16 protein-coding genes are annotated in these 21,151 nt (G+C 40.7%); 3 read left to right on the top strand and 13 right to left on the bottom strand.

Features of this window, described 5'->3' with window-relative positions; translation table 11 throughout:
• Positions 1-98: 98 nt before the first annotated feature.
• The 3 genes from recJ to I1J71_RS03155 all read right to left on the bottom strand — a co-directional run bounded on the left by recJ (position 99) and on the right by I1J71_RS03155 (position 3,861).
• Complete coding sequence (recJ, locus tag I1J71_RS03145) at positions 99-2,318, bottom strand: single-stranded-DNA-specific exonuclease RecJ (protein WP_195183688.1); 2,220 nt, start codon at positions 2,316-2,318, stop codon at positions 99-101.
• Positions 2,319-2,512: 194 nt separating this feature from the next.
• A complete protein-coding gene (locus tag I1J71_RS03150; protein ID WP_195183689.1) occupies positions 2,513-2,950 on the bottom strand; it encodes an Rrf2 family transcriptional regulator in 438 nt (145 codons plus the stop codon).
• 71 nt (positions 2,951-3,021) lie between these two features.
• Positions 3,022-3,861: a metallophosphoesterase family protein gene (locus I1J71_RS03155; RefSeq protein ID WP_195183690.1), complete on the bottom strand. Its 840-nt coding sequence runs from the start codon at positions 3,859-3,861 to the stop codon at positions 3,022-3,024.
• A gap of 142 nt (positions 3,862-4,003) precedes the next feature.
• Between I1J71_RS03155 and I1J71_RS03160 the strand changes: the two genes are divergently transcribed.
• Entirely contained in the window at positions 4,004-4,456 is a 453-nt protein-coding gene (locus tag I1J71_RS03160) for a universal stress protein (RefSeq protein WP_070677031.1), read from the top strand.
• Positions 4,457-4,489: 33 nt separating this feature from the next.
• On the opposite strand, the gene I1J71_RS03165 is transcribed toward I1J71_RS03160, so the two are convergent.
• Positions 4,490-5,881 carry a Cof-type HAD-IIB family hydrolase gene (locus I1J71_RS03165; RefSeq protein WP_195183691.1) on the bottom strand — a complete coding sequence of 464 codons (1,392 nt, stop codon included), beginning with the start codon at positions 5,879-5,881 and terminating at the stop codon, positions 4,490-4,492.
• A gap of 65 nt (positions 5,882-5,946) precedes the next feature.
• On the opposite strand from I1J71_RS03165, the gene I1J71_RS03170 reads away from it, so the two are divergent.
• Positions 5,947-6,909, top strand: a complete 963-nt coding sequence (locus I1J71_RS03170; protein ID WP_195183692.1) for an asparaginase — start codon at positions 5,947-5,949, stop codon at positions 6,907-6,909.
• 38 nt (positions 6,910-6,947) lie between these two features.
• On the opposite strand, the gene ccpA is transcribed toward I1J71_RS03170, so the two are convergent.
• The gene (gene ccpA, locus I1J71_RS03175; protein ID WP_004251755.1) at positions 6,948-7,955 is read right to left on the bottom strand and encodes a catabolite control protein A; all 1,008 of its coding nucleotides are present in this window, start codon (positions 7,953-7,955) and stop codon (positions 6,948-6,950) included.
• A gap of 204 nt (positions 7,956-8,159) precedes the next feature.
• Between ccpA and I1J71_RS03180 the strand changes: the two genes are divergently transcribed.
• Positions 8,160-8,477, top strand: a complete 318-nt coding sequence (locus I1J71_RS03180) for a DUF960 domain-containing protein (protein ID WP_004251754.1) — start codon at positions 8,160-8,162, stop codon at positions 8,475-8,477.
• A 33-nt stretch (positions 8,478-8,510) separates the two neighbouring features.
• Here the strand turns inward: I1J71_RS03180 and I1J71_RS03185 are convergent, their stop codons facing one another.
• The 8 genes from I1J71_RS03185 to I1J71_RS03220 form a co-directional block, all read right to left on the bottom strand.
• Positions 8,511-9,794 (bottom strand): membrane protein, encoded by a 1,284-nt coding sequence (locus I1J71_RS03185; RefSeq protein WP_036754753.1) that lies wholly within the window; start codon positions 9,792-9,794, stop codon positions 8,511-8,513.
• On the bottom strand, positions 9,787-10,608 hold the full coding sequence (gene folB / locus I1J71_RS03190; protein WP_195183693.1) for a dihydroneopterin aldolase: 822 nt from the start codon (positions 10,606-10,608) through the stop codon (positions 9,787-9,789). Before folB ends, I1J71_RS03185 begins: the two co-directional genes overlap by 8 nt.
• Before the next feature lie 38 nt (positions 10,609-10,646).
• On the bottom strand, positions 10,647-11,201 hold the full coding sequence (gene folE, locus I1J71_RS03195; protein ID WP_045614600.1) for a GTP cyclohydrolase I FolE: 555 nt from the start codon (positions 11,199-11,201) through the stop codon (positions 10,647-10,649).
• 3 nt (positions 11,202-11,204) lie between these two features.
• A complete protein-coding gene (locus tag I1J71_RS03200; RefSeq protein ID WP_195183694.1) occupies positions 11,205-12,503 on the bottom strand; it encodes a bifunctional folylpolyglutamate synthase/dihydrofolate synthase in 1,299 nt (432 codons plus the stop codon).
• Between the two features lies 1 nt (position 12,504).
• Positions 12,505-13,449, bottom strand: coding sequence for a dihydropteroate synthase (gene folP / locus I1J71_RS03205; protein ID WP_195183695.1), 945 nt, complete (start codon positions 13,447-13,449; stop codon positions 12,505-12,507).
• A 297-nt stretch (positions 13,450-13,746) separates the two neighbouring features.
• Complete coding sequence (locus I1J71_RS03210; protein WP_045614609.1) at positions 13,747-14,946, bottom strand: phosphoglycerate kinase; 1,200 nt, start codon at positions 14,944-14,946, stop codon at positions 13,747-13,749.
• Between the two features lie 380 nt (positions 14,947-15,326).
• The gene (locus tag I1J71_RS03215; protein WP_195183696.1) at positions 15,327-15,863 is read right to left on the bottom strand and encodes a hypothetical protein; all 537 of its coding nucleotides are present in this window, start codon (positions 15,861-15,863) and stop codon (positions 15,327-15,329) included.
• A 242-nt stretch (positions 15,864-16,105) separates the two neighbouring features.
• The gene (locus I1J71_RS03220) at positions 16,106-20,869 is read right to left on the bottom strand and encodes an endo-beta-N-acetylglucosaminidase (protein WP_195183697.1); all 4,764 of its coding nucleotides are present in this window, start codon (positions 20,867-20,869) and stop codon (positions 16,106-16,108) included.
• Positions 20,870-21,151: the final 282 nt, after the last annotated feature.

Here is a 21,151-nt window from a genome sequence, read left to right on the forward strand (position 1 = left end):
TGTTGTAGTCATGTTACAAATCTGTATACTTTTACTACATAAAGTTAAAAATCACTTACAAAAAGAGACTGAAATAGGTTACTTCAGCCTCTTTGTATTTATTTTTTCATCAAGAAATCATATATTTCCTGTACTGTTCCAAGTGCCATCATTTCTTGATCTTTAACAGTTTGTTTGAGGTTTTGATAAATCTGACTTTCAGCGATGTCCCGCTTGGCAGCATCTTTATTTACTTTCATTACACCATTCTCAATTGTGACAAAACCAAGTTCTTCAAAAATCTGAATCATTTTGACTAGCAAGATCTGTTCTATCTTCAAATAAGATGATAAGTCCTTGAGCTTATAACGAATATCAAATTCTGGGAACTGGTAGATTGTCTTATAAAGCTTAGCGAATTGCTCTCTTGTACCATAACCTGTCAAATAGTATGCTTTAGAGATATCATTTTTAAAGTAAATAGCAGAGAAATCCTGTTCTTGCAACACTTGTTTGAGAAGACTGAGATCCTCGGGAATATTTTTTACAACGATTGCTGGGCTAGAAAGCATTTCTGGTAAATCACTGGTAAAATCTAGGACAGGCACTCCCTCTGGTAGCTCTACACTCTTACTACGGATGTTAAAAAGTTGAACACCGTCCACACGGGCATCTACCATCATCAACTGGAGGGTTGTTTGCCCATTCCATTGGTTAACAGAAAGGGTAACTGCCAATTCCAGTTGTTTTACCTGAGAAAACTCTGTAGCCTTTGATCCTTGACCAAAAGCTACTACCTCAAAGCTCGCGGTCCCTTTGGAAATCTTTAATTTTAGATGACTATCTCCCGCTCCCATAGAACGAGCATTTTCAACTTGAAAATCTCGAATATAAAAAACAGGTTTTTGGTTATCCATTCCAAAAGGAGCTAATCGTTCAAAGCTTTTAACCGTCTCTAAACTTAGACTTTCCAAATCTAATTCTTCATCTAGATATAATGTATTCTTGCCCTTGGCATCTATCCCTTTGTCTTTTACATAGGTTTCTAAAATTTCCGATAAGGCGTCTAGCTGTTCCGCTTCAAGTGTCATACCTGCAGCGCCTGCGTGCCCACCAAAGGCGATAAAAAGTTCCCGATGCGGATTCAAGGCTTCAAAGATATCGACTGCTTCAATACTTCGAGCACTCCCCTTGGCACGGCCATCTTCAATATTCAGAACAATAACTGTCTGCCCTAATTCTTCCAACAAGCGACCAGCTACAATCCCAAGCACTCCTGGGTTCCAACCTTCTTTGGCTAAAACTTGGACACTTTTGCTAGGGTCTACCAAACTTTTAGCTTCTTCATAGATAGCCTGAACAATTTCCTTGCGTTCTTCATTTTTATCTTGAATCATGAGGGCAATCTCACGCACCTCTTCATCATCAAAGCCAGTTAGTAAGTCAATAGCTGGATTAGGATCATCCAAGCGCCCTAGGGCATTCAAGCGAGGTGCTAGTTGAAAACCAACCGTCTCTTCTGTAAGATCACTACTAGAAATCCCCGCAACTTCAAAGAGTTCTTGGAGACCAATCCTTTGAGTATTGCGCAAAACTTCTAGACCATATTGAACCATGATACGATTTTCATCCGTCAGGCTGACCATATCAGCAATCGTCCCAATAGCAACCAAATCAAGCAACTCAACCTGTACTTCCTCCAAGAGGGCACAAGCTAGTTTAAAAGCCACTCCACAACCTGCTAAATGTTTAAAAGGATAATCTGCTTCTTGGTGTTCAGGATGGACAATCGCATAGGCATCTGGCAAAACCTCTGGCATAGAATGGTGATCCGTTACAATAACATCTACTCCCATAGATTGAGCCAAGTCAATGGCTTCATGCCCTGCAACTCCATTATCTACGGTTACAATCAAGGATATCCCTTGTTGCTCAATGAAGTACTTGTAGACACTGGCATTAGGACCATAACCATCTGTAAAACGATTAGGAAGATAGACTAAACACTCGGCTCCTAATTGTTCTAATGTTTCTTTAAGGATTGAAGCTGATGTCATCCCATCTGCATCGTAGTCTCCATAAACGAGAATAAATTCCCCCTGCTCTATAGCACGACGAATACGATTCACTGCCTTGTCCATATCGTGGAGAAGATAGGGATCATGTAAATCATCTAGACTTGGTGCCAAAAAACGAGACAAACTATCTTCATCCTTAATACCACGGCTAAATAATAAACGAGCAGCTTCAGGCCCTAGCCCAGCTTTCTTGGCGATTTTTGTAAAATCCGCATCCTCAACTTGAGGTGCAAATTGCCAATTATAAGTCGGAATAATCAAAATTCATCCACTCTTTCTTACGATTCTATTTATTTATTATAACATGATTTTTGTTTTTCTCTTGCTAATCTAATCACATTCCTGGCTAAATTCTCAGGCCACTTCAGCTAACACCCAGCATATTTAATTACGAAAAAAGCACCTAAACAACCAAGCTTTCAGCTTAGCAATTCAGGTGTACCTTATTTTAAAATTTATTCTTTTATTCTTGCTTCTGCATCTGCCACTACTCGGGCCAGACTAGTTTGGCTTAATTCTTCTTCCATGGCTTCTTGAATTTTATCTAACTTTTCATCTAAAACTCCATGGATGTTAGCTCCTACTGGACAGTTAGGATTAGGATTATCATGGAAACTAAAGAGTTGTCCAGTCTTTCCAAGGCATTCCACCGCTTGATAAATATCCAAAAGACTGATATCCTCAAGATTTTTGATAATCTCTGTCCCTCCAGTTCCACGCGCGACGGAAATCAAGTCTGCTTTTTTCAGTTGGGACAAAATTTTTCGGATAATAACAGGATTGACTCCAACACTACTAGCTAGAAAATCACTAGTCACCTTGCTTTCCTTCCCCTTTAGGGCAATGATTACCAACATATGTGTCGCAATGGTAAATCGGCTTGAAATTTGCATGCAGTTCTCCTTTATTATCAACAAAGCCTCATTCTTCTCTTATATTTATTATATCTCCTAGAGTTGTAATGTCAAGAGTTACGACTAAGCCAGTCGTCCAATTCAACATCATGTCCTTGACTCTGGGCGATTTCGTGCAACAAGTCCTGATTATGGGTATGGTGAATTCCATTGACTAAACTTTCATAGTACACCTCATAGTAGGGCAATTTCAAATCTCTAGCCAATTTTAATTCTGACTCAACATCGTAATCAACACGACGAAAATCTATATCCTTCAAACCTTTGTTATCAAAATTCAAAATCATATATTGCGCCCGCAAATCCTCACGTAGACTTGCTGATAAAAAGAACGGTTGCCCAATTGAACCTGGATTTAAAATGAGTTGTCCCTGACTCCCATAGCGAAGAAATTGCTGGTGAATATGCCCATAAATCGCAATATCACAGTCAGGATTGGTTACCAAACGGTCAAAATCCTCCTGCTTGCCAAGATGGATCAGTTCTCTTCCCCAATTTTTATCCGGCAAATGATGGCTTATCCCTACCTTCAGATTTCCAAACTGGCGGTGTGTGTGCATGGGAAATGCCTGTAGAGCTTCAATATCATCTAGACTAATTTCTTCCATAATATACTGGCATTGGCGCAAGAGGTATCGATGGCTAGGTCTACTTGTATCTAATTTTCGATGAGCAGCCCGCCACAAACTCTCTTCCCAATTCCCCAAAACTCGAACCGTTATTGGCAAGCCTTCCAATCGTTGAAGAATATTTTTTCGTCCTGTCCCAGGCATGAGAACATCTCCCAAAAGCCAATATTCCTCAGCGCTTGCCTTCTCTGCATCTGCTAAAACAGCTTCCAGTGCTCTTGTATTTCCATGGATATCTGAAAGTACCGCAATTTTTGTCATATGATTCCCTCTTGCATTCTCTCCTTTAATTATAGCACTCTCAAAATCAAAGTCAAAAAGCATTTTTGCTATTATGTTTTACTTTACTTTTTTAGTGAAAAGGATTACAATGAAAGTGATAAGAAATGAGGAGGTTTTTGCTATGACACAACGTTACGAAAACATCATGGTAGCAGTCGACGGTTCTAAAGAAGCTGATTTGGCTTTTATCAAAGGAGTTCAGTCAGCATTACGTAACCAGGCTAAATTAACCATTGCGCATGTAATCGATACTCGTGCTCTTCAAAGCATTTCAACATTCGATGCAGAAGTTTACGAAGAGTTACAAGTTGAGGCCCAAGATTTGATGGCAGAATATGAAAAGCGTGCAAGAGACGCTGGTCTTAAAGATATTCAAGTTGTCATCGAAATGGGAAATCCTAAAACTCTTTTGGCTAAAACAATCCCTGACCAAGAACACGTTGATTTGATTTTGGTTGGAGCAACAGGACTTAACGCCTTCGAACGTTTACTTGTCGGATCTTCATCTGAGTATATCCTTCGCCATACAAGCGTTGACCTTCTCGTCGTCCGAGACAAGGATAAAACTTTATAATTAGACTAAAAAAAGGAGCCAATGCGCTCCTTTTTATTGTTTATTTTTTCTTTCTTTATGACGTTCATAAGCTCTAATCTGACGCGCAAGTTCCTTCTTGATAGCTGGTTCTGGAGCATACTTCTCTTCCCAGCCTTCTGGCTTAAGTATCTTGTGAGTCACAGGATCAAACTGTGCCTTGCCATCTGGGAATATTTTACCCATGTTTGCCTGATGGACAATCTCGAATATCCGCTCTGGGTCCACTCCCATCAGTACAAAACTACCATATGTAAAATAGAGGGTGTCAATCAAGGCATCGACTTGTCCAACCAAAGTACTTTCAGCCGGTATTTTTTGAGAAACTTTATCTGCTGATACATCAAGCGCCTGGTGCAAATCTTGTACAGCTTGTTGAAATTCCTCTTCAGAATTGCTTGCAGCACGGACAAATTCAACTAACTCTTCAATCTTAAAGCCGGCGCGATGAGTCGCCCCTTGCAAATCCCAAGCTATTGGTTCTTCTTGAGTTCGCTCGTCCATCATATGATGGAAGGTTTTAACCTTGTTAAAATGATAGTCACGACTGACAAAGACTTTTTCAGAAGACAAAACTCCAAAATATTCCAAAGCTTTGTGAATCCCATCGTTTTGGTTGCTGGCAGTAATATGCTTGGCAACTTCTTTTACGCTGTTGCTACCATTTCCCATGGCAACAGACATCCCAACACCAGCCAACATTTCCAAGTCATTATCCGAGTCTCCAAAAGCCATGACTTGATTGAGATCAAAACCATACTCTTTCCCGACACGACGGATACCCTCTAACTTAGAATTTCCTTGATTGATAATATCGGCCGCGAATGGATTACTTCTGGTAAATTTCAAATGATTTAATACTTCAGCAGCATGGTTTGTCTCCTCAGGCGTCATCAACATAAGCACCTGATAGATCGGCTGATTGATTAAGTCCAACAAATCATCTTCCTTCTGAGGAAGGGCCTTACTGACCATACGATTAAAGGAATGACTAACAGTACGAGTCAAAAATTTAGGTACAAAACGACTGACGAGTTGTGAAAGAGGACTGAGCCCAAAGGACATAATCCGAGAACCGACAACGTCTTGTCGCGTTCCCATGGCAATCTCTTTTCGATTTTTCTTAGCATAAGAGATGATTTGTCTGAGGCTTCTCTTATCAATAGGGCTAGCAAAAAGAACTCGATCTTTGTTAAAGATATATTGGCCATTGTAGGTCACTGCAAAATCCAGATCCAAATCATCCATCAAATCCTTAACAAAAAAAGGTCCTCGCCCTGTTGCTACCCCAACAAGCACCCCTTGTTCTTTCACAATCTTGATAGCTTCCTTAGTGGACTTCAAAACACTCTTACTGTCATTTACAAGCGTTCCATCAATATCAAAAAATACAGCTTTGACTTCCATTCTATCTCATTCCTTTCTTTTATGATACAATGATTATACCACATTTCAGAAAAAGTGAGTGAATCATGACTAAGAAAATCCTTGTTTTACATACCGGTGGCACTATTTCCATGCAGGCAGATGAATCTGGAGCCGTAAGGACTAGTGCTGATAACCCTATGAATCATATCTCTAATCCTCTCGAAGGTATCGAAGTCCATTCCTTGGATTTTTTAAATTTGCCCAGCCCACACATCAAGCCTAAGCATATGTTAGCCCTCTACCATAAAATTAAACAAGAGGCATCGTCCTATGATGGTGTTGTCATTACACATGGGACAGATACACTAGAAGAAACGGCTTATTTCCTCGACACCATGGAAGTACCTCATATACCTATCGTCCTGACAGGTGCCATGAGAAGTTCCAATGAACTGGGAAGTGATGGTGTCTACAACTATCTTAGCGCCTTACGCGTTGCGAGTGATGACAAGGCTGCAGATAAGGGTGTGTTGGTCGTTATGAACGATGAAATTCACGCCGCCAAATATGTCACAAAAACGCATACTACTAACGTTAGTACCTTTCAAACACCAACTCATGGACCACTCGGGCTCATTATGAAGCAGGAAATTCTCTACTTCAAAACGGCAGAACCTCGTGTTCGTTTTGACCTTGAGAGCATTCAAGGGTTGGTCCCTATTATCCCTGTTTATGCGGGCATGACCGATGAACTTCTCGATTTACTTCCTGTTGACCAACTAGATGGATTAATTATTCAGGCTTTTGGCGCTGGAAATGTACCAAAGGAAACAGCTGAAAAATTAAAGTCTCTCAGTCAAGCAGGACTTCCTATTGCACTAGTCTCACGTTGTTTCAATGGGATTGCAGAACCTGTTTACGCCTACGAAGGCGGTGGTGTTTGTCTTCAGAATGATGGTGTATATTTTGTTAAAGAACTAAACGCTCAAAAAGCACGACTGAAGCTTCTTATCGCAATCAATGCTGGACTTAAGGGCGAACAACTCCAAACATATATGGAAGGATAATAAAAAACCAGGAAATCAGCTAGATTCCTGGTTTTTCATTACTTTTTGCGAGTTGATTTGCGTTCTGTCAAACCGTGAGGGAGAAGGACTTCACGTTCCTCCAATTCTTCCTTATGCATAATTTTAGTCAACATACGCATACTAATCGCACCTAAATCATACAGGGGTTGTGCGATAGTTGTAAGGCTTGGTCGAGTAAAGCGAGCGATTTGAGAATCATCACTCGTAATGATTTCAAAGTCTTCTGGTACTGAAACTCCATGATCAGCCAAGCCGTTCAAGAGACCAGCTGCCAATTCATCACCAGTCACAATCGCTGCAGTTGCTTTTGAAGAAACTAAGCGCTCTGCCAGAGCATAACCATCATCATAGCGATATTTAGATTCAAATACAAGTCCTTCACTATAGTTGACTCCTGCTGCTTTCAAAGCTTCTTTGTAGCCAACCAAGCGAATTTTACCGTTAATATCATCTACCAACGGGCCACTCACAAAGGCAATTTTTTTGTTACGCTTCAACAAATGGCGAACAGCATCCGCAGTAGCATTCTTATAGTCAATATTAACACTTGGAAGCTGGTGTTCTACATCCACTGTTCCTGCAAGAACTACAGGGGTACGTGAACGTGAAAACTCTGAGCGAATTTTCTCTGTTAAGTGATAGCCCATAAAGATAATACCATCAACTTGTTTTGAAAAGAGTGTATTCACTACTGCCACTTCTTTTTCATCATCCTCATCACTATTCGCAAGGACGATGTTATATTTGTACATCTCTGCAATATCATCAATCCCTTTTGCTAGCGCAGCAAAATACGTGTTAGTGATATCTGGAATGACAACCCCAACAGTTGTTGTTCGTTTGCTTGCCAAGCCACGAGCTACTGCATTTGGACGATAGTCTAGGCGATCAATCACCTCTAGAACTTTCTTACGAGTGTTTTCTTTGACATTCTTGTTGCCATTGACTACACGACTGACAGTTGCCATTGAAACTCCTGCTTCTCGGGCAACGTCATAAATTGTTACTGTATCATCTGTGTTCATACCGTTTCCTTTCTAATGTTGAAAATTTTGTTTTCATGTTTACACCACTACTAGTTTACCACTAATTGTAAGCATTTTCAAGGATTAATTGAACTTTCTTTGAAAAAATTTCACCGATAATCATATTTTTGTAAATTAGTTTACTTTTCTTGATTTTTAGGCCAGTTTGCAGTATGATAATAAAAAATTAAGTAGGAGGCATGGATGGCTTTTACGGATTCTCATAGACGTTGTGCCAGCTTTGGTGTGGTAACAAATCTTCCAGACGATGTGATTGACTCAATCTGGTACATTATCGATCATTTCTTAAAGCATGTTTTTGAATTAGAAGATGAGTTGGAATTTCAGCTCTTAAACAGTAACGGCTCCATCACCTTCCGTTTTTCAAGTGAGCACCTACCGACTACGATTGACTTCGATTTTAATCATCCCTTTGACCCATTGTACCCACCGAAAGTACTTGTTATGGATATGGACGGTAAGGAAACCATCCTCCTACCTGAAGAAAATGACCTATTTTAAAAACTCTAGCCTTCTGACTAGAGTTTTCTTTTTTTAATAAATAGAACGACTAACCACGATACCACCTGGTTTTTTAAATTCTAAATCCAGATAATCCTGATAGGTTCCAGGAACGATAAACCCTTGCGGGCTCAGGATATCTGTCCCAGCTTCTCCAACGATAGAATCTGCTAACAGAACACAGTTGGTACTGAGGACAAAGTAGGTTTTAAATTTAGATGATGTGAACTTATAGAGTGTCGCATCAGCCTCGTGTTTCAGTTGATAAGAGTAGGTATGTTTGACCTCTCCTTCCCTTCTTTTCAGCAGTTGTGAACTTGGCTCCCAAGGTATCAAGAGGCTTTCTATCTCTCTCAATCGTTCTTCGATGGCTTTTTTCTGTTGTTCAGACAGGCTTAAACCATAGGCGAATAGGGTTTTCTGGCTTTCTCTCTTACAAAGTTCAATATATTTTTCACGATTAGCCTTAAATAATACTCCGTCACCGATTGCCCCAAACAAGCGCTCTGAGTGAGGGTCATAAGAACCGTAGGAAATAACCTGACCTTGGTAGCAAATATCTACATGGCCCATGGCCAAGAAGAAGGATGATTCTGAAGTATGGATGAAAATTTCTAAGTCAACAGATTTTTCATTTTTTCTCTCCAAATGCACTTCGTTTTCTTCCGTCTGATGGGTAGCTAAGGTTTCATTCCATCTTCGTAAGGTACTAATAGGAATTAAAGCCGTCACAAATATAGGCAGTGTCATTCTCATTCTGCGCTTCAGCTTTGGATTACTTCTCCCTTTTTCAAAAAAGAATCCATCCCTGACACTACTCGCTCCCAACATGATTAAGTAAAAACCAAGCAGGAGCAACTCAAAATTTGTTGCATCATGAAAAGGGGAGATACTATAGAGACCAAATCCCATCATCCACAAAGCATCGAATAAGTAATTGACCCTTGGGCGAATATGATTCTTCCGATAAATCAACCAGGTAATCAGGCTAATCAGACCTGTAAACAATTGATAACTACCAATAGAAATAACCAAGACATAGAGGGCAATCCCCTGCAAGATGACAGAGTCAAATAGAATGACTGCAAGAAAGAGTTTGGCTAGAGTTACAAAAATATTTTCTCTGCGAGACTTTTCCTGAAACCATCGCGTCAATAGTTGCCAAACGGCAGACAAAGAAAAATAACCCATTAATAGCTGGTAACCTAACATCGGTACCAGCTGCCCAAAACAAATCAAGAGAAGGCCTAGGGTTATGGCTACTGCACCTTCCCCTAGACTTCTCCATTTACTATAAATTTCGAAAAACTTAAACATTTTCTTTCTCCAATTGACGATATAAGTGACGAATCGGTTGTCCTAGGACTGGATGGATGAAATGAGGCGCAATTTCCTGCAGAGACTCTAAGACAAAGAGTCGCTCAGCAAGATAAGGATGCGGCAAGATGAGATTATCGTTATAAATGACCTGATCCTCCATAAAAAGCAAGTCCAAGTCAATCAAACGAGGTCCCCAATGCACTTCTCTGACCCGTCCCATCTCTGATTCAATGCTCAATAAGGTATCTAACAAGACTGGGGCTGGAAGCCAAGTTTCGACTTCAATGACCTGATTAGCAAAACTATCTTGTTCTACACCACCCCATGGCTCAGTTGTAATCACACTAGATTCTTTAAGAATACGAATCCCTCGAGTACGCATCTTGTCAAGAGCTAGTTCGAGATTAGCCGTCTTATCCCCCATATTGCTACCTAGAGCAATAAAGGCTCTTTGTTTGCGGCGATGGATGGTTACTGAACAGGTGTCTAGTGGTAGATGAATAGGCGCCCATGGTTTTTTGAGTTCCAGTTTAATTTCTTGAACTATTGGATAGGTTTCAAAAGTGCGCTCTACTAGTTTGTAGGCAACTGTTTCAATCAAGTCTTCAGTGGTTTCCTGAAACCAAGTCGTCCATTGCTGACAGATCTCGCCATAATGGACAGAAGCTTCCAAATCTAAGTCCGTAGCAGCCTTGGTCATATCATAGGATAAGCTTGCTGAAATGACAAATTTTTGTCCCAGTTCTTTCTCACTAGGAAAAACCCCATGGAAGGCAAAAATTTCCAAATCCTTAATGCGCAATTGATCCATAACTAGTCCTTTCTAGAAAAAATCGTTTGAGTCGATTTTTATAACCCCATGAGACGGTATGCTTGATCTCTAAGATCTTTATCCGTTTCAAACACTCCACGAGCTACTGTTGTCAAGGTTGCAGTTCCTGGTTTTCGAACACCACGCATGCTCATACACATATGCTCTGCTTCAATAACAACGAAAGCACCTTTGGCACCTAGATAGTCCATCAAAGCATCAGCCACTTCGATATTCAAGCGTTCTTGAATCTGTGGTTTTTTGGCATAAACTTCCACAGTACGAGCTAGCTTTGACAAACCTGCCACACGTCCGTCTGGAATGTAGGCGATATGAGCTTTTCCATAAAAGGGCAAGAAGTGATGTTCACACATGGTATGGAAAAAGATATCCTTTTCCACTACCATATTGTCATCAATAATCTCAAAGGATTTTGACAGGTGCTCTTCAGCAGTTTGCCCAAGACCTGAAAAAATCTCCTGGTACATGCGAGCTACACGTGCAGGAGTTTCCTGCAAGCCTTCGCGGTTAACATCTTCACCGACCGCTTCGATAATCATTTTTACAGCCGTCTCAATCTTTTGTGTATCCATTCTCTAGTTTTTCCTCTCCATCAGATAGGCTCTTACCTGGCTCAAGAAATACAAGGAGCCCGTGATGATCCTAACTGTTTTTTCCTCTTCATTTTCCGTTTTTTTCTGATCTAGAAATGCCTGCCAACTTTGATAATTGAGATTTCTAGAATGAGCTGCTTGTCTGAGCACCTCTTCGGCGGTTGCTCGTCCATCATCAAAGTTCGTTAGTGTAAGCTCAGTATCTGGCAAGGTCTCTAATAAATCTAACATGTCCTCCAAGGCCTTGGTTTTTATACATGTAAAAAGTATCTCCTTGTGATAATCAACAAAGCGTTCTTCCAAAGTTGCCAACAAAGCCTTGATGGCATGAGGATTGTGGGCCCCATCCAAAATCATCAAGGGACTTCTAGAAACAACTTCAAAGCGTCCAGGCCAGCTTGTTTCTTCTAAAGCTTGAGCCACTAAAGCATTATCTGGTAATTCTCGACCAGTCACTTGGCAATAGCTATCTAACAAGGCCAGAGCCATCCCAGCATTCTCTACCTGGTGCAAACCCAGCAATCCTGTCTGAAAACGACCTTGTCTTTGTGGACTTGTATAGTCAAAGACTTCTCCCGTCCCCACACTCTCTTGATGACTGACTTGATAATCTCTTCCATAAACAAGCCTAGAAGCCTCTTTCGCTTTCGCGATTTGGTTGATAACTGCTAGGGCTTCTGGGACAATATTCCCTGTTACTAAGGGAACTCCTTGTTTGATAATCCCAGCCTTCTGCTCTGCGATGGATTCCAAGCTATCCCCTAGTAGAGCTACATGGTCCAACCCAATAGTCGTAATACCTGTTAAGATAGGCTGGCAAACATTGGTGCTATCCAAAAGTCCTCCCATACCTACTTCCATAATAGCCACATCGACTCGCTCAGAAGCAAAATAATCATAGGCTATAGCAGTGATAATCTCAAACTCTGTCGTCCCCTGCAAATCATGAGCATGCTCTCCTTCAAGTAGTGAGCGATAGTCCGACATCAAGACTTCTAATCTCGCTTCTGGGATGGATTCTCCGTTAATGGTAATCTGGTCTGTATAATGAATCAGATAGGGAGAGCTAAAGACACCAACTCTTAGTTCCATCTTTTCCAACATATTTTTCAAAAAAGCTATGGTAGATCCCTTACCATTGGTTCCACCGATGTGGATAACCTTGAGCTTCAGATGGGGATTGCCACGTAAGGCTAACAATTCCACCATCCTCTCCAAGCCGAAATTCGGTTGATCTGTCCGATAGTTTGCTATCCACTGATTCGTTTCGTTTTTATTCATCTTACTTATATTGTTTCAAATCTAAATTTTCCGCATCATCTGCCAGACGAATGGCTGATGCGATTTCAACTGCCATCTTGTGGCTGGCTACATCGTGTACACGCACAACTTCTACACCCTTTCTAGCAGCGATACTAGTCACATGAGCTGAAGCCGTATCACGATTGCGGAAACCAGCTTCAGTTTCTGGGTTTACTTCAAAACCATTTTCTTCCAGAATATTGATGACAAAGCGCTTGCGAGAGACTCCTAAAAAGATAGGATAGCCCATCTCGTGTAATTTATCAAGGTCACGTAGAAGTAGTAGATTTTCCTTTTTGGTCAAGCCAAAGCCAATCCCAGGATCCAGCATGATCTTTTCTTTCGAAATTCCTGCTTTTTCCGCTCTTACTAGAGCACGGTCAAAGAAAGCTGTCATCAATTCTTCTACTGGTAGTTTTTCAAACTCATCTAAGTCTTCCTTTGTAAAAGGCTCTCCAAAGCCAAAATGAGGGAAGATAAGTGAACTAGGGTGCTGAGGGCGTGCCATGACTGGATTAAACATGATAACTACCTGAGCTCCAGCTTTGGCAACCACTTCCGCCATCTTCTCATCTCCCATGAGACCGGTAATGTCATTGACTATATGGGCCCCAGCCTTTAGAGCTGCTTCTGCAACTTGACTTTTCCAAGTGTCTACCGAAATCAGAATATCACTTTCTTGACGGATAGCCTTAATGACTGGAACCACACGTTGGATTTCCTCTTCAATCTCAACATAGCTACTTCCAGGTCGAGTAGACTCTCCACCGATATCTAAAATAGTGGCACCTTCAGCAATCAATTTTCGAGCTTGTTTTAAGGCTTCTTCAATAGCAAAAAATTGGCCCCCATCAGAGAAAGAATCCGGGGTGACATTGATAATACCGCAAATAGCTGTTTTTGTATGATTGTCTCTTTTTTTCACGATTATTACTCAAATTTCATTTAGATTGGTATTCCTCTATTTTACTGTTTTTTTTGGATTCTGTCCAATTATCCCTCAGTACTCCCAAACTTTAAAAAAGCGCAAAAAAAGAGAGTGGAACAGAAATCGGTAATTCGTTAGAATTCGATTTCGTCGTTCCACCTCCGCACAGTTGAGTAGGGTTGTAAAAGCTGATGAAATCAGCGTAGTAGAGGCCACTCAACTACTGCGTCCTGCTCGACAACCCAAAGACAATTGAGAGGCTAGAACTTTTGTCCCAGCCTCTTTTTTATATTCTTATTTTTCAGTCAAAGCAGCAAGTCCTGGAAGTTCTTTACCTTCAAGGAGTTCCATTGAAGCTCCACCACCAGTAGAGATCCATGAGAATTTGTCTGCACGGCCAAGGTTGATCGCAGCAGCAGCTGAGTCACCACCACCGATGATTGATTTAACGCCTGGTTGTTTCACGATAGCGTCCATCACACCGATTGTACCAGCTTGGAAGTCAGGGTTTTCAAATACACCCATTGGTCCGTTCCATACAACTGTTTTCGCACCAGTCAATTCTTGGTCGAATTTAGCGATTGATTTAGGACCGATATCAAGACCAAGGAATCCTGGGTCTACTGCTTCACCTTCAGTATCTTTCACTTCAGTGTAGTCAGCAAATGCGTTCGCTTCTTTTGAGTCAACTGGCAAGATCAATTTACCATTTGATTTTTCAAGAAGAGATTTAGCAACATCCAATTTGTCTTCTTCTACAAGTGAGTTACCGATTTCGATACCTTGTGCTTTGTAGAATGTGTAAGTCATACCACCACCGATAAGAACTTTATCAGCTTTTTCAAGCAAGTTTTCGATAACACCAATCTTGTCTGAAACTTTTGAACCACCAAGGATGGCTACGAATGGACGTTCTGGAGCTTCAACTGCTTCTTTGATGTAAGCAATTTCGTTTTCAAGAAGGAATCCAGCAACAGCTTTTTCAACGTTTGCTGAGATACCAACGTTAGATGCGTGTGCACGGTGAGCTGTACCGAATGCATCGTTTACGAAGATACCATCTCCAAGTGATGCCCAGTATTTACCAAGTTCAGGATCGTTTTTAGATTCTTTCTTGCCGTCAACATCTTCGTAACGAGTGTTTTCAACCAAGAGAACTTGTCCATCTTCAAGAGCGTTAACAGCTGCTTCCAATTCAGCACCACGAGTAACACCTGGGATAAATTTAACTTCTTGACCCAATTTAGCAGCCAAGTCAGCAGCTACAGGAGCAAGTGATTTACCTTCTTTATCTGCTTCTTCTTTTACACGTCCAAGGTGAGAGAAGAGGATTGCACGTCCACCTTGTTCAAGGATGTACTTGATAGTTGGAAGAGCTGCAGTGATACGGTTGTCGTTAGTGATCACGCCATCTTTTACAGGTACGTTGAAGTCAACACGAACGAGAACTTTTTTCCCTTTCAAGTCAACGTCTTTAACAGTCAATTTTGCCATTAGATATGACTCCTTCTTTTTTTTTTACGTGTTAATTATATCACAAAATCAATAAAAGAGATAGCAAAACCTTAAACTTTTCCTTGAAACGGCTCTATCTAGTAAAGTAAACTCAATCTTTACTTTCTAAGGAAATCCCTCACTGTTTATGTCTTCATCTATGGTATGTTGCTCATTTATAAAGGAAGAGCTATTGTCTGGAGTTGTGTCTTTATTTTTTCTTAACTAACTCTTCAGAAACTGCTCAATTTTCAAAATCTATTCTATTTTGAAAGTTTTTCATTGCAATAGAAAAACTCACAAAAATATTATCATCGCATATCTAAGAGTTGAACCATTTTTGTTCAGTTTAATTTCAATTTAAAGACCTATCTGCATTTCTAATTAAACCTGTCCTGATACTTCATATTAAACAACCACTGCAGATTGATGAGGGGTTTACTCTGTACATCAAGTATGGGTTTAAGGGTCTCTCTAATCTCTCCTTTTATCTTTGTCTCATCAATTGTTGCAGTATCAATTCCTTTATACTCTTTATCGAGAGCCCACTCAAGCTCAAAATTCTTATCAAACTTATAGGACACATCGTTTTTATCATTGTAGTGATAACCTTCATCAAACTCACTAAAACTGGTAGGATGACCACTTGAATCGATAGAATTTTCGATAAAATTCGCTCCATCATCATCATAGCGAATACCTTCAATTTTCGGAGTATAAATCTCCCCCATGTTTTCAATCAACATGACTAAGTCGGGTTCTCTTCCTTCCTTATGAGGCATCCGTTGCGCATAATAAACTGAGTTAGATAGCAAATTAATCGTAGTAACAGCATACATACTCGCTCCTATAAATACTACTAAGCCAATGCTCACTACTACAATGTTTACAGCAATGACTACTTTTAATAATTTCATCTTCTTTTTCCTTTCTTATTCCCAAACCAATTCTTGATGGGATTAAGGATAAATAGCTTTTAAAATTCAATATACATAATCAATCTTCAAAGCAAAACATGCAGATATCTCACTACAACAATCCTTATGAAATTATAAAAATCTTAACATAAACATTCTAAGAATGCAAAAAGGCAGGAGCCAAAAATGGCTCTTGCCTTTTAATACTATTATCTTGTCAGACGGTAATTTAGAAGTCCAACTTAATCTTCTTTTTTCTTTTGGGCAAGTAATCCGAAACTACCCAGAACTCCAACCAATCCAAGGGCAAGGAGATTTGCATCTACTTCTTCACCTGTATTTGGAAGTTGTTTTCCTTCAGGTTTCTCAACTTGTGCTTCTGCTTTTGCTGGTTCTTGCTTCGCTGCTTGTGCTACTGGAGCAGGGGCAAGAGGTTTGTCAGCTTGGGCATCAACTTTTGGTCCAATCTCAACAATCTCAGTTACAGTTTCTTTGATAAGCTCTGTTCCCTTAAGACTGCGGTTGCCTTCTGCGTCAACTTCTACAAGATTTCTACGAAGCCCATCAACTCCTGCCTGAACAATTCGACGTTCTCCTGCTTTAAGACTAGGATTTACTCGTTCTTCATGGTCGTATGCAACCTTTTCTTCCTCAACAACCAATGCTGGATTGCTGATAGTCAAATCTTTGACTCCGTCTAGCGGTTGAACACGACTTTCTACCTTCGTACCAACTTCAGTAATCTCAGCCACTGCTTCCTTGACTACTTCTGTCTCAAGAAGAGTGCGGTTGCCTTTGGCATCAACTTCAATCAGACGACGAGTCTGACCTTCTACACCCGCCTGAACGACTCGACGTTCACCCAACAAGAGGTCTCCTGCTGGACGTTCTTGGCGTTCGAAGGCTTGAGTTTCTGTTTCAACCACTAGCTCAGGTAGAGCTTCAACTGTTGGAGCCACTTCATCTTCTAAGCTACCCACATGATGGCTTTCTTCAACTAGAAGTTTTTTATTGAGCTCTTCCTTCAGGTTGGCAAATGCTTCTGGGCTTGGATTTGTTGAGCCAATAAGAGTTTCTGCTTGAGCGATGATTGGATCGTCTGCATTTTTCTCACGAACTTTTCCTAGAAGAATTTCAAGCTCTTCCTTAGCTGTTTGATAAAGCTGTACACCATTCAAGTCTGCACCAGCTTGTTTCAAGTCATTCAAGGCTTGGTTGACTGCTTCTTGACTAGCATCGTGGTTTTCTAAGATAGCTTTTGCTGCATCAATCTTCTCAACAAGAGTTGCTTGTTTTGCTGCATCCGCAAATGTATAAGCTACTGTTTCTTTGCGACCTTGAGCAGATGTGATTTCTTGTTTCAGATATTCGTCGTTAATGGCTGCCTTAGGTGATACTAGAACATCAAATTCGACAGTTTGTCCTTGATAGTGCAACTCAAGTTTTTGACGGCCTGTTTTTTGAGAATCATAGCCTGTAATTTCGACTCCTTGGTCTGTAAAGCTATGTTCTGTCTCAGATTCATCATCATACAAGACCTTGAAGCGTCCCTCTGATAAGTCAAGTGTATCGCCTACAAAGTAATCAATTTTCGGTTGCTTGCTAATATACAAGGCTGCGACTTCTTTTGGACCAGCTTCTTCACCAGTGACTTGAACCTTAAAGCTACCTGCAACTGGAAGACCAAGATAGGCTACTGTCAACTCTTGTTCGCCATGGTGGTGAGCATCATAGCCGTTAACAACTACACCTGCATGACTGAGGTTGATGACTTCGTCTGCTTCTTCACCCTCGTATTTGACACGAAGAAGACCACCTTTGAGATTCAATTCCTCATCATCTTGGTAAGTTGTCTTTTTAGGTGCTACTTCTAGACTGACAGCCTTAATCTTTCTCTCATCCTGAGGAATCGTCACAGCAAGAGTATTACTGATTTCTTTACCTGGCAATTGTGTACGATAGTAAAGAAGGCTTGGACGTTTTTCAAAACTCAATGGTTCTGTTGCCAAATCTCCTCCAACTACTGTATTTAAAGTAGCGATAGGAGTCTGTGAATCTGCCTTGTCATAGACTGTAATTGTTGCTCCAGCAGGAACTTCTGAGAATCCAAGCTGGATCTTATTGTCCGTCAGAACACGCGCTGCAACTTTAGCCATTGGAATGTTTTGGCTCTCCGTATCAAGAGTTTCATACATCTTCCAGTTGTAGATACGAATGGCTTTCCATGGTGTTCCATTGTCAGACGTGATGACGTTCAAGCGCCATTCTTGCGCAGTGATTGGGCTATCAAGGGTGATATCTGAAACATGGGCTTTATTGCCACGAACAGCTTTAGCTAGTTTCCATTCTCCAGCTTCATCCTTATAGTAGAGGTCAAAATCCTTCGTATTCATCAAACCATCGTTGACAGATTCTCCACCAGCACCGGCATGGTCCATGACCCATCTAACGACACGGCGTGGTTGTGTCAAACGGATATCAACGCTACCACTCAACTGAGCAGAAGACCATTTATCAGATAAGCTAGTGATAGTTCCATTCAACATACCTTCGATACCTTCGCCGCCTTCTGTGTCTGGGAAGGTACTTCCGATAACAGTCGCTCCTGGAACGATATTTTCTGCTAATGGTCTTGGAAGACTTGTGTCTTGGACAGTCATTCCCCACTCAAAGTTTGTAGTTGCTGCTTCAGAACGAAGGCCATTCTTCCCAACTGCGACAACCTTCAACTCTTGACTAGTACCAGTTGCACTAGCTGAACGGCTAACTTTTGGTAGGTAGATCGTAGTGGCAGATGAACCTGTCAATAGGCGCCAAGCATCGCCATCCTTCTCATAAACTTCATAGAAATCAGCATCTTTATTTCCAGTAAATTGGACAATGGCTTCTGCTTCTTGGGCATTTTTAAGGGATTGTTTAGCTACTTTAAGAGCTGTCGGTGCTTGAGGAGCCTCTTGATTATTTGTTACAGTCAACTCACCCAAGTTAAATTGATAGCCCTTGAGGGCAGCAGTATTTTCAAAAGCGAGCTTGATACCGTAAATGGTCTGACCTGCCAATGCACTCAAGTCAAATTCATCTTTTGTCCAATCGTCAGATAGAGTCAGTTCTTTACGAGCATTCTCTCCACCATAAGTATAGTTTTTCTGAGTCGCAAACTCTACATAGACCTTGCTTCCCTTACCACCTTTATGAGCAACACGAAGTTTTGTTTTATCTGTTACTTCCAGTTTTGTAGAGTAGAGACGAACATCTTGGTTGGTATTTTCAGCTAAATCACCCGCAAACTTAAGTGAGTTACCACCATTGTAGGCATCTTCAAAGTCATAGTCAGCTTGAAGTTTAGCACCTGATGAAGTTTGCCACCAGCGCCATGTAGGCAAGATACCTGATACAGAACGATAGTTCCATTCAGAATCCTTAGAAACTTTGCCTTCTACAAACCATTTTTTACCATGTCCTGTGTTAAAGGATGTTGTAAAAGTACGGCCTACTGCTGGTGTACGGTCAGCTACAAGGTTGGCAATTCCGTACCAGTCCTTGTCATCTGGTTTTTGACCAGTTGGATCTCCTTGGTAACCTGTAAAGAAGATATTTTCATTCTTGTGATAGTCTTCTCCTGTCTTACCAAGACTAGTGATAGTATCCGGTGCAAAGAGTCCAAGCGACAAGCGAAGTTTGCCATTTTCATCAAAAAGGGCATCCCATTTCACTTTTGTCTTGTAGGAACCACCTTGTTGCAATTCCAAACCTGCAAAGACATCGTACTGACTACGTCCAAGCCATTTGGCCATAGTTACAGAGTAATCATTTTTCTCTTTGGTCCAGTTAAAGTTGGCAAAGAAGTGATCCGCAGGAACCTTGTCTCCCTCTTTTTCCATGAATTGGTAATTGTATTCACCCAAACCATCTTCATGATAACGACCATATTCATAGGTCATGGCATCATACCAAGAATATTTCACTGGATGATTGACTTGAGCTGCATATTCCTTGGTATAGAGCATGAAGTCACGCATTTTCTTACCAAGAGGCGTTACGATATCTCCTGTTGTTTCTTGGTTGATAAAATATCCATCAAATCCATAGTATTTAGCCAAATCAACCAACTTACGAGCGATAGGGAAAGTTCCGTCTTCGTCTTGTTTAAGGGCTTCGGCAAATTTTTCTTGGTCTGCAATACTATTAGACCAGTTGAAGAAGAGTGTACCCAATACAGGGACACCATTACGGTGACCAGCATCAATCACGTCCGGAGTTGGAACGAGTCCTTCCCAGAAGACCATTGAATTCAAGTATTGCCAGTAGTCAAAAGCATAGGCTTTAAACTCTTCACCACCTACAGAAGCGTGGTCTTTAGCCTTAGAGTTGGTATTGGCAAGAGCTTCAACCTTGGCATCCTTATTGGCTTTTTCGTTGACTACATGCCCACGGTAACGTTTAGCCAATTCAACTGAGGAACGATTAATAGCGTCGTCTTCACGTGCACCCGGTTTCCATTTCAACAAATCTTCCCAAGTCTCAAATTTAATTTCTTTTGGTCGAAGACTTTTTTCTTCTTTCTTAGGAACATCTGAAACAGTTGCTTTCTCTTCAGCCTTATTTTCTGTAGCCACAGGTGCTTCTTCAACCTTATTTTCTGTAGCTACAGGTGCTTCTTCAGCCTTAGGCGCTTCAGCAACCGGACTAGCCACTTCCTTATCAGCTGCAGTCAATTGGTCCAAGGTTGGTTTTTCTTCTGAAATAGGTTGTTCACTAACCTTGTTTTCTGTCTCTTCCAACTGCTTTAATACCTCAGGTGAAGCTGTAGTTGGTTGCTCTGATGTGGCAGGTGATGCTTGCTCTGTAGCCACAGCAGTAGTCCTTGTTTCATTCGCTGAGATTGCAACTTCTTCTGCTAGAGCTTGGTTGGCAAATAAAACCGAACCAATCATCAAAGAGCAGGCACCCACTGATAATTTTCGAATACTATAGCGACAACGTTTCTCAAAAAATGGATTCTTCATTTTTTCTCCTTTCACTTCCAAAAAGTAAGCGCTTTATTTTTATTTTAAAAAAGTAACTGCCCTTAAAATAGCAGAACTGTTCATTTTTATTTTATGATATTTATAAGTAGAGTCAACAGTCATCCTAAAATATCTATAAAGGGGTGAATAAATGATATAAATTAGACAATCAATTGCCTTTTTTACATTTTCATGATATTTTTCTAAAAAAATGCGTTTACTACTTGTTAGATTGCTTAGAATCCTTTAAAATAGAATGGGAGAAATTCCGCGATTAGTTTT

The sequence above is a fragment of the Streptococcus infantis genome, assembly GCF_015546995.1.
GTDB classification, from domain to species: Bacteria; Bacillota; Bacilli; order Lactobacillales; family Streptococcaceae; genus Streptococcus; species Streptococcus infantis_J.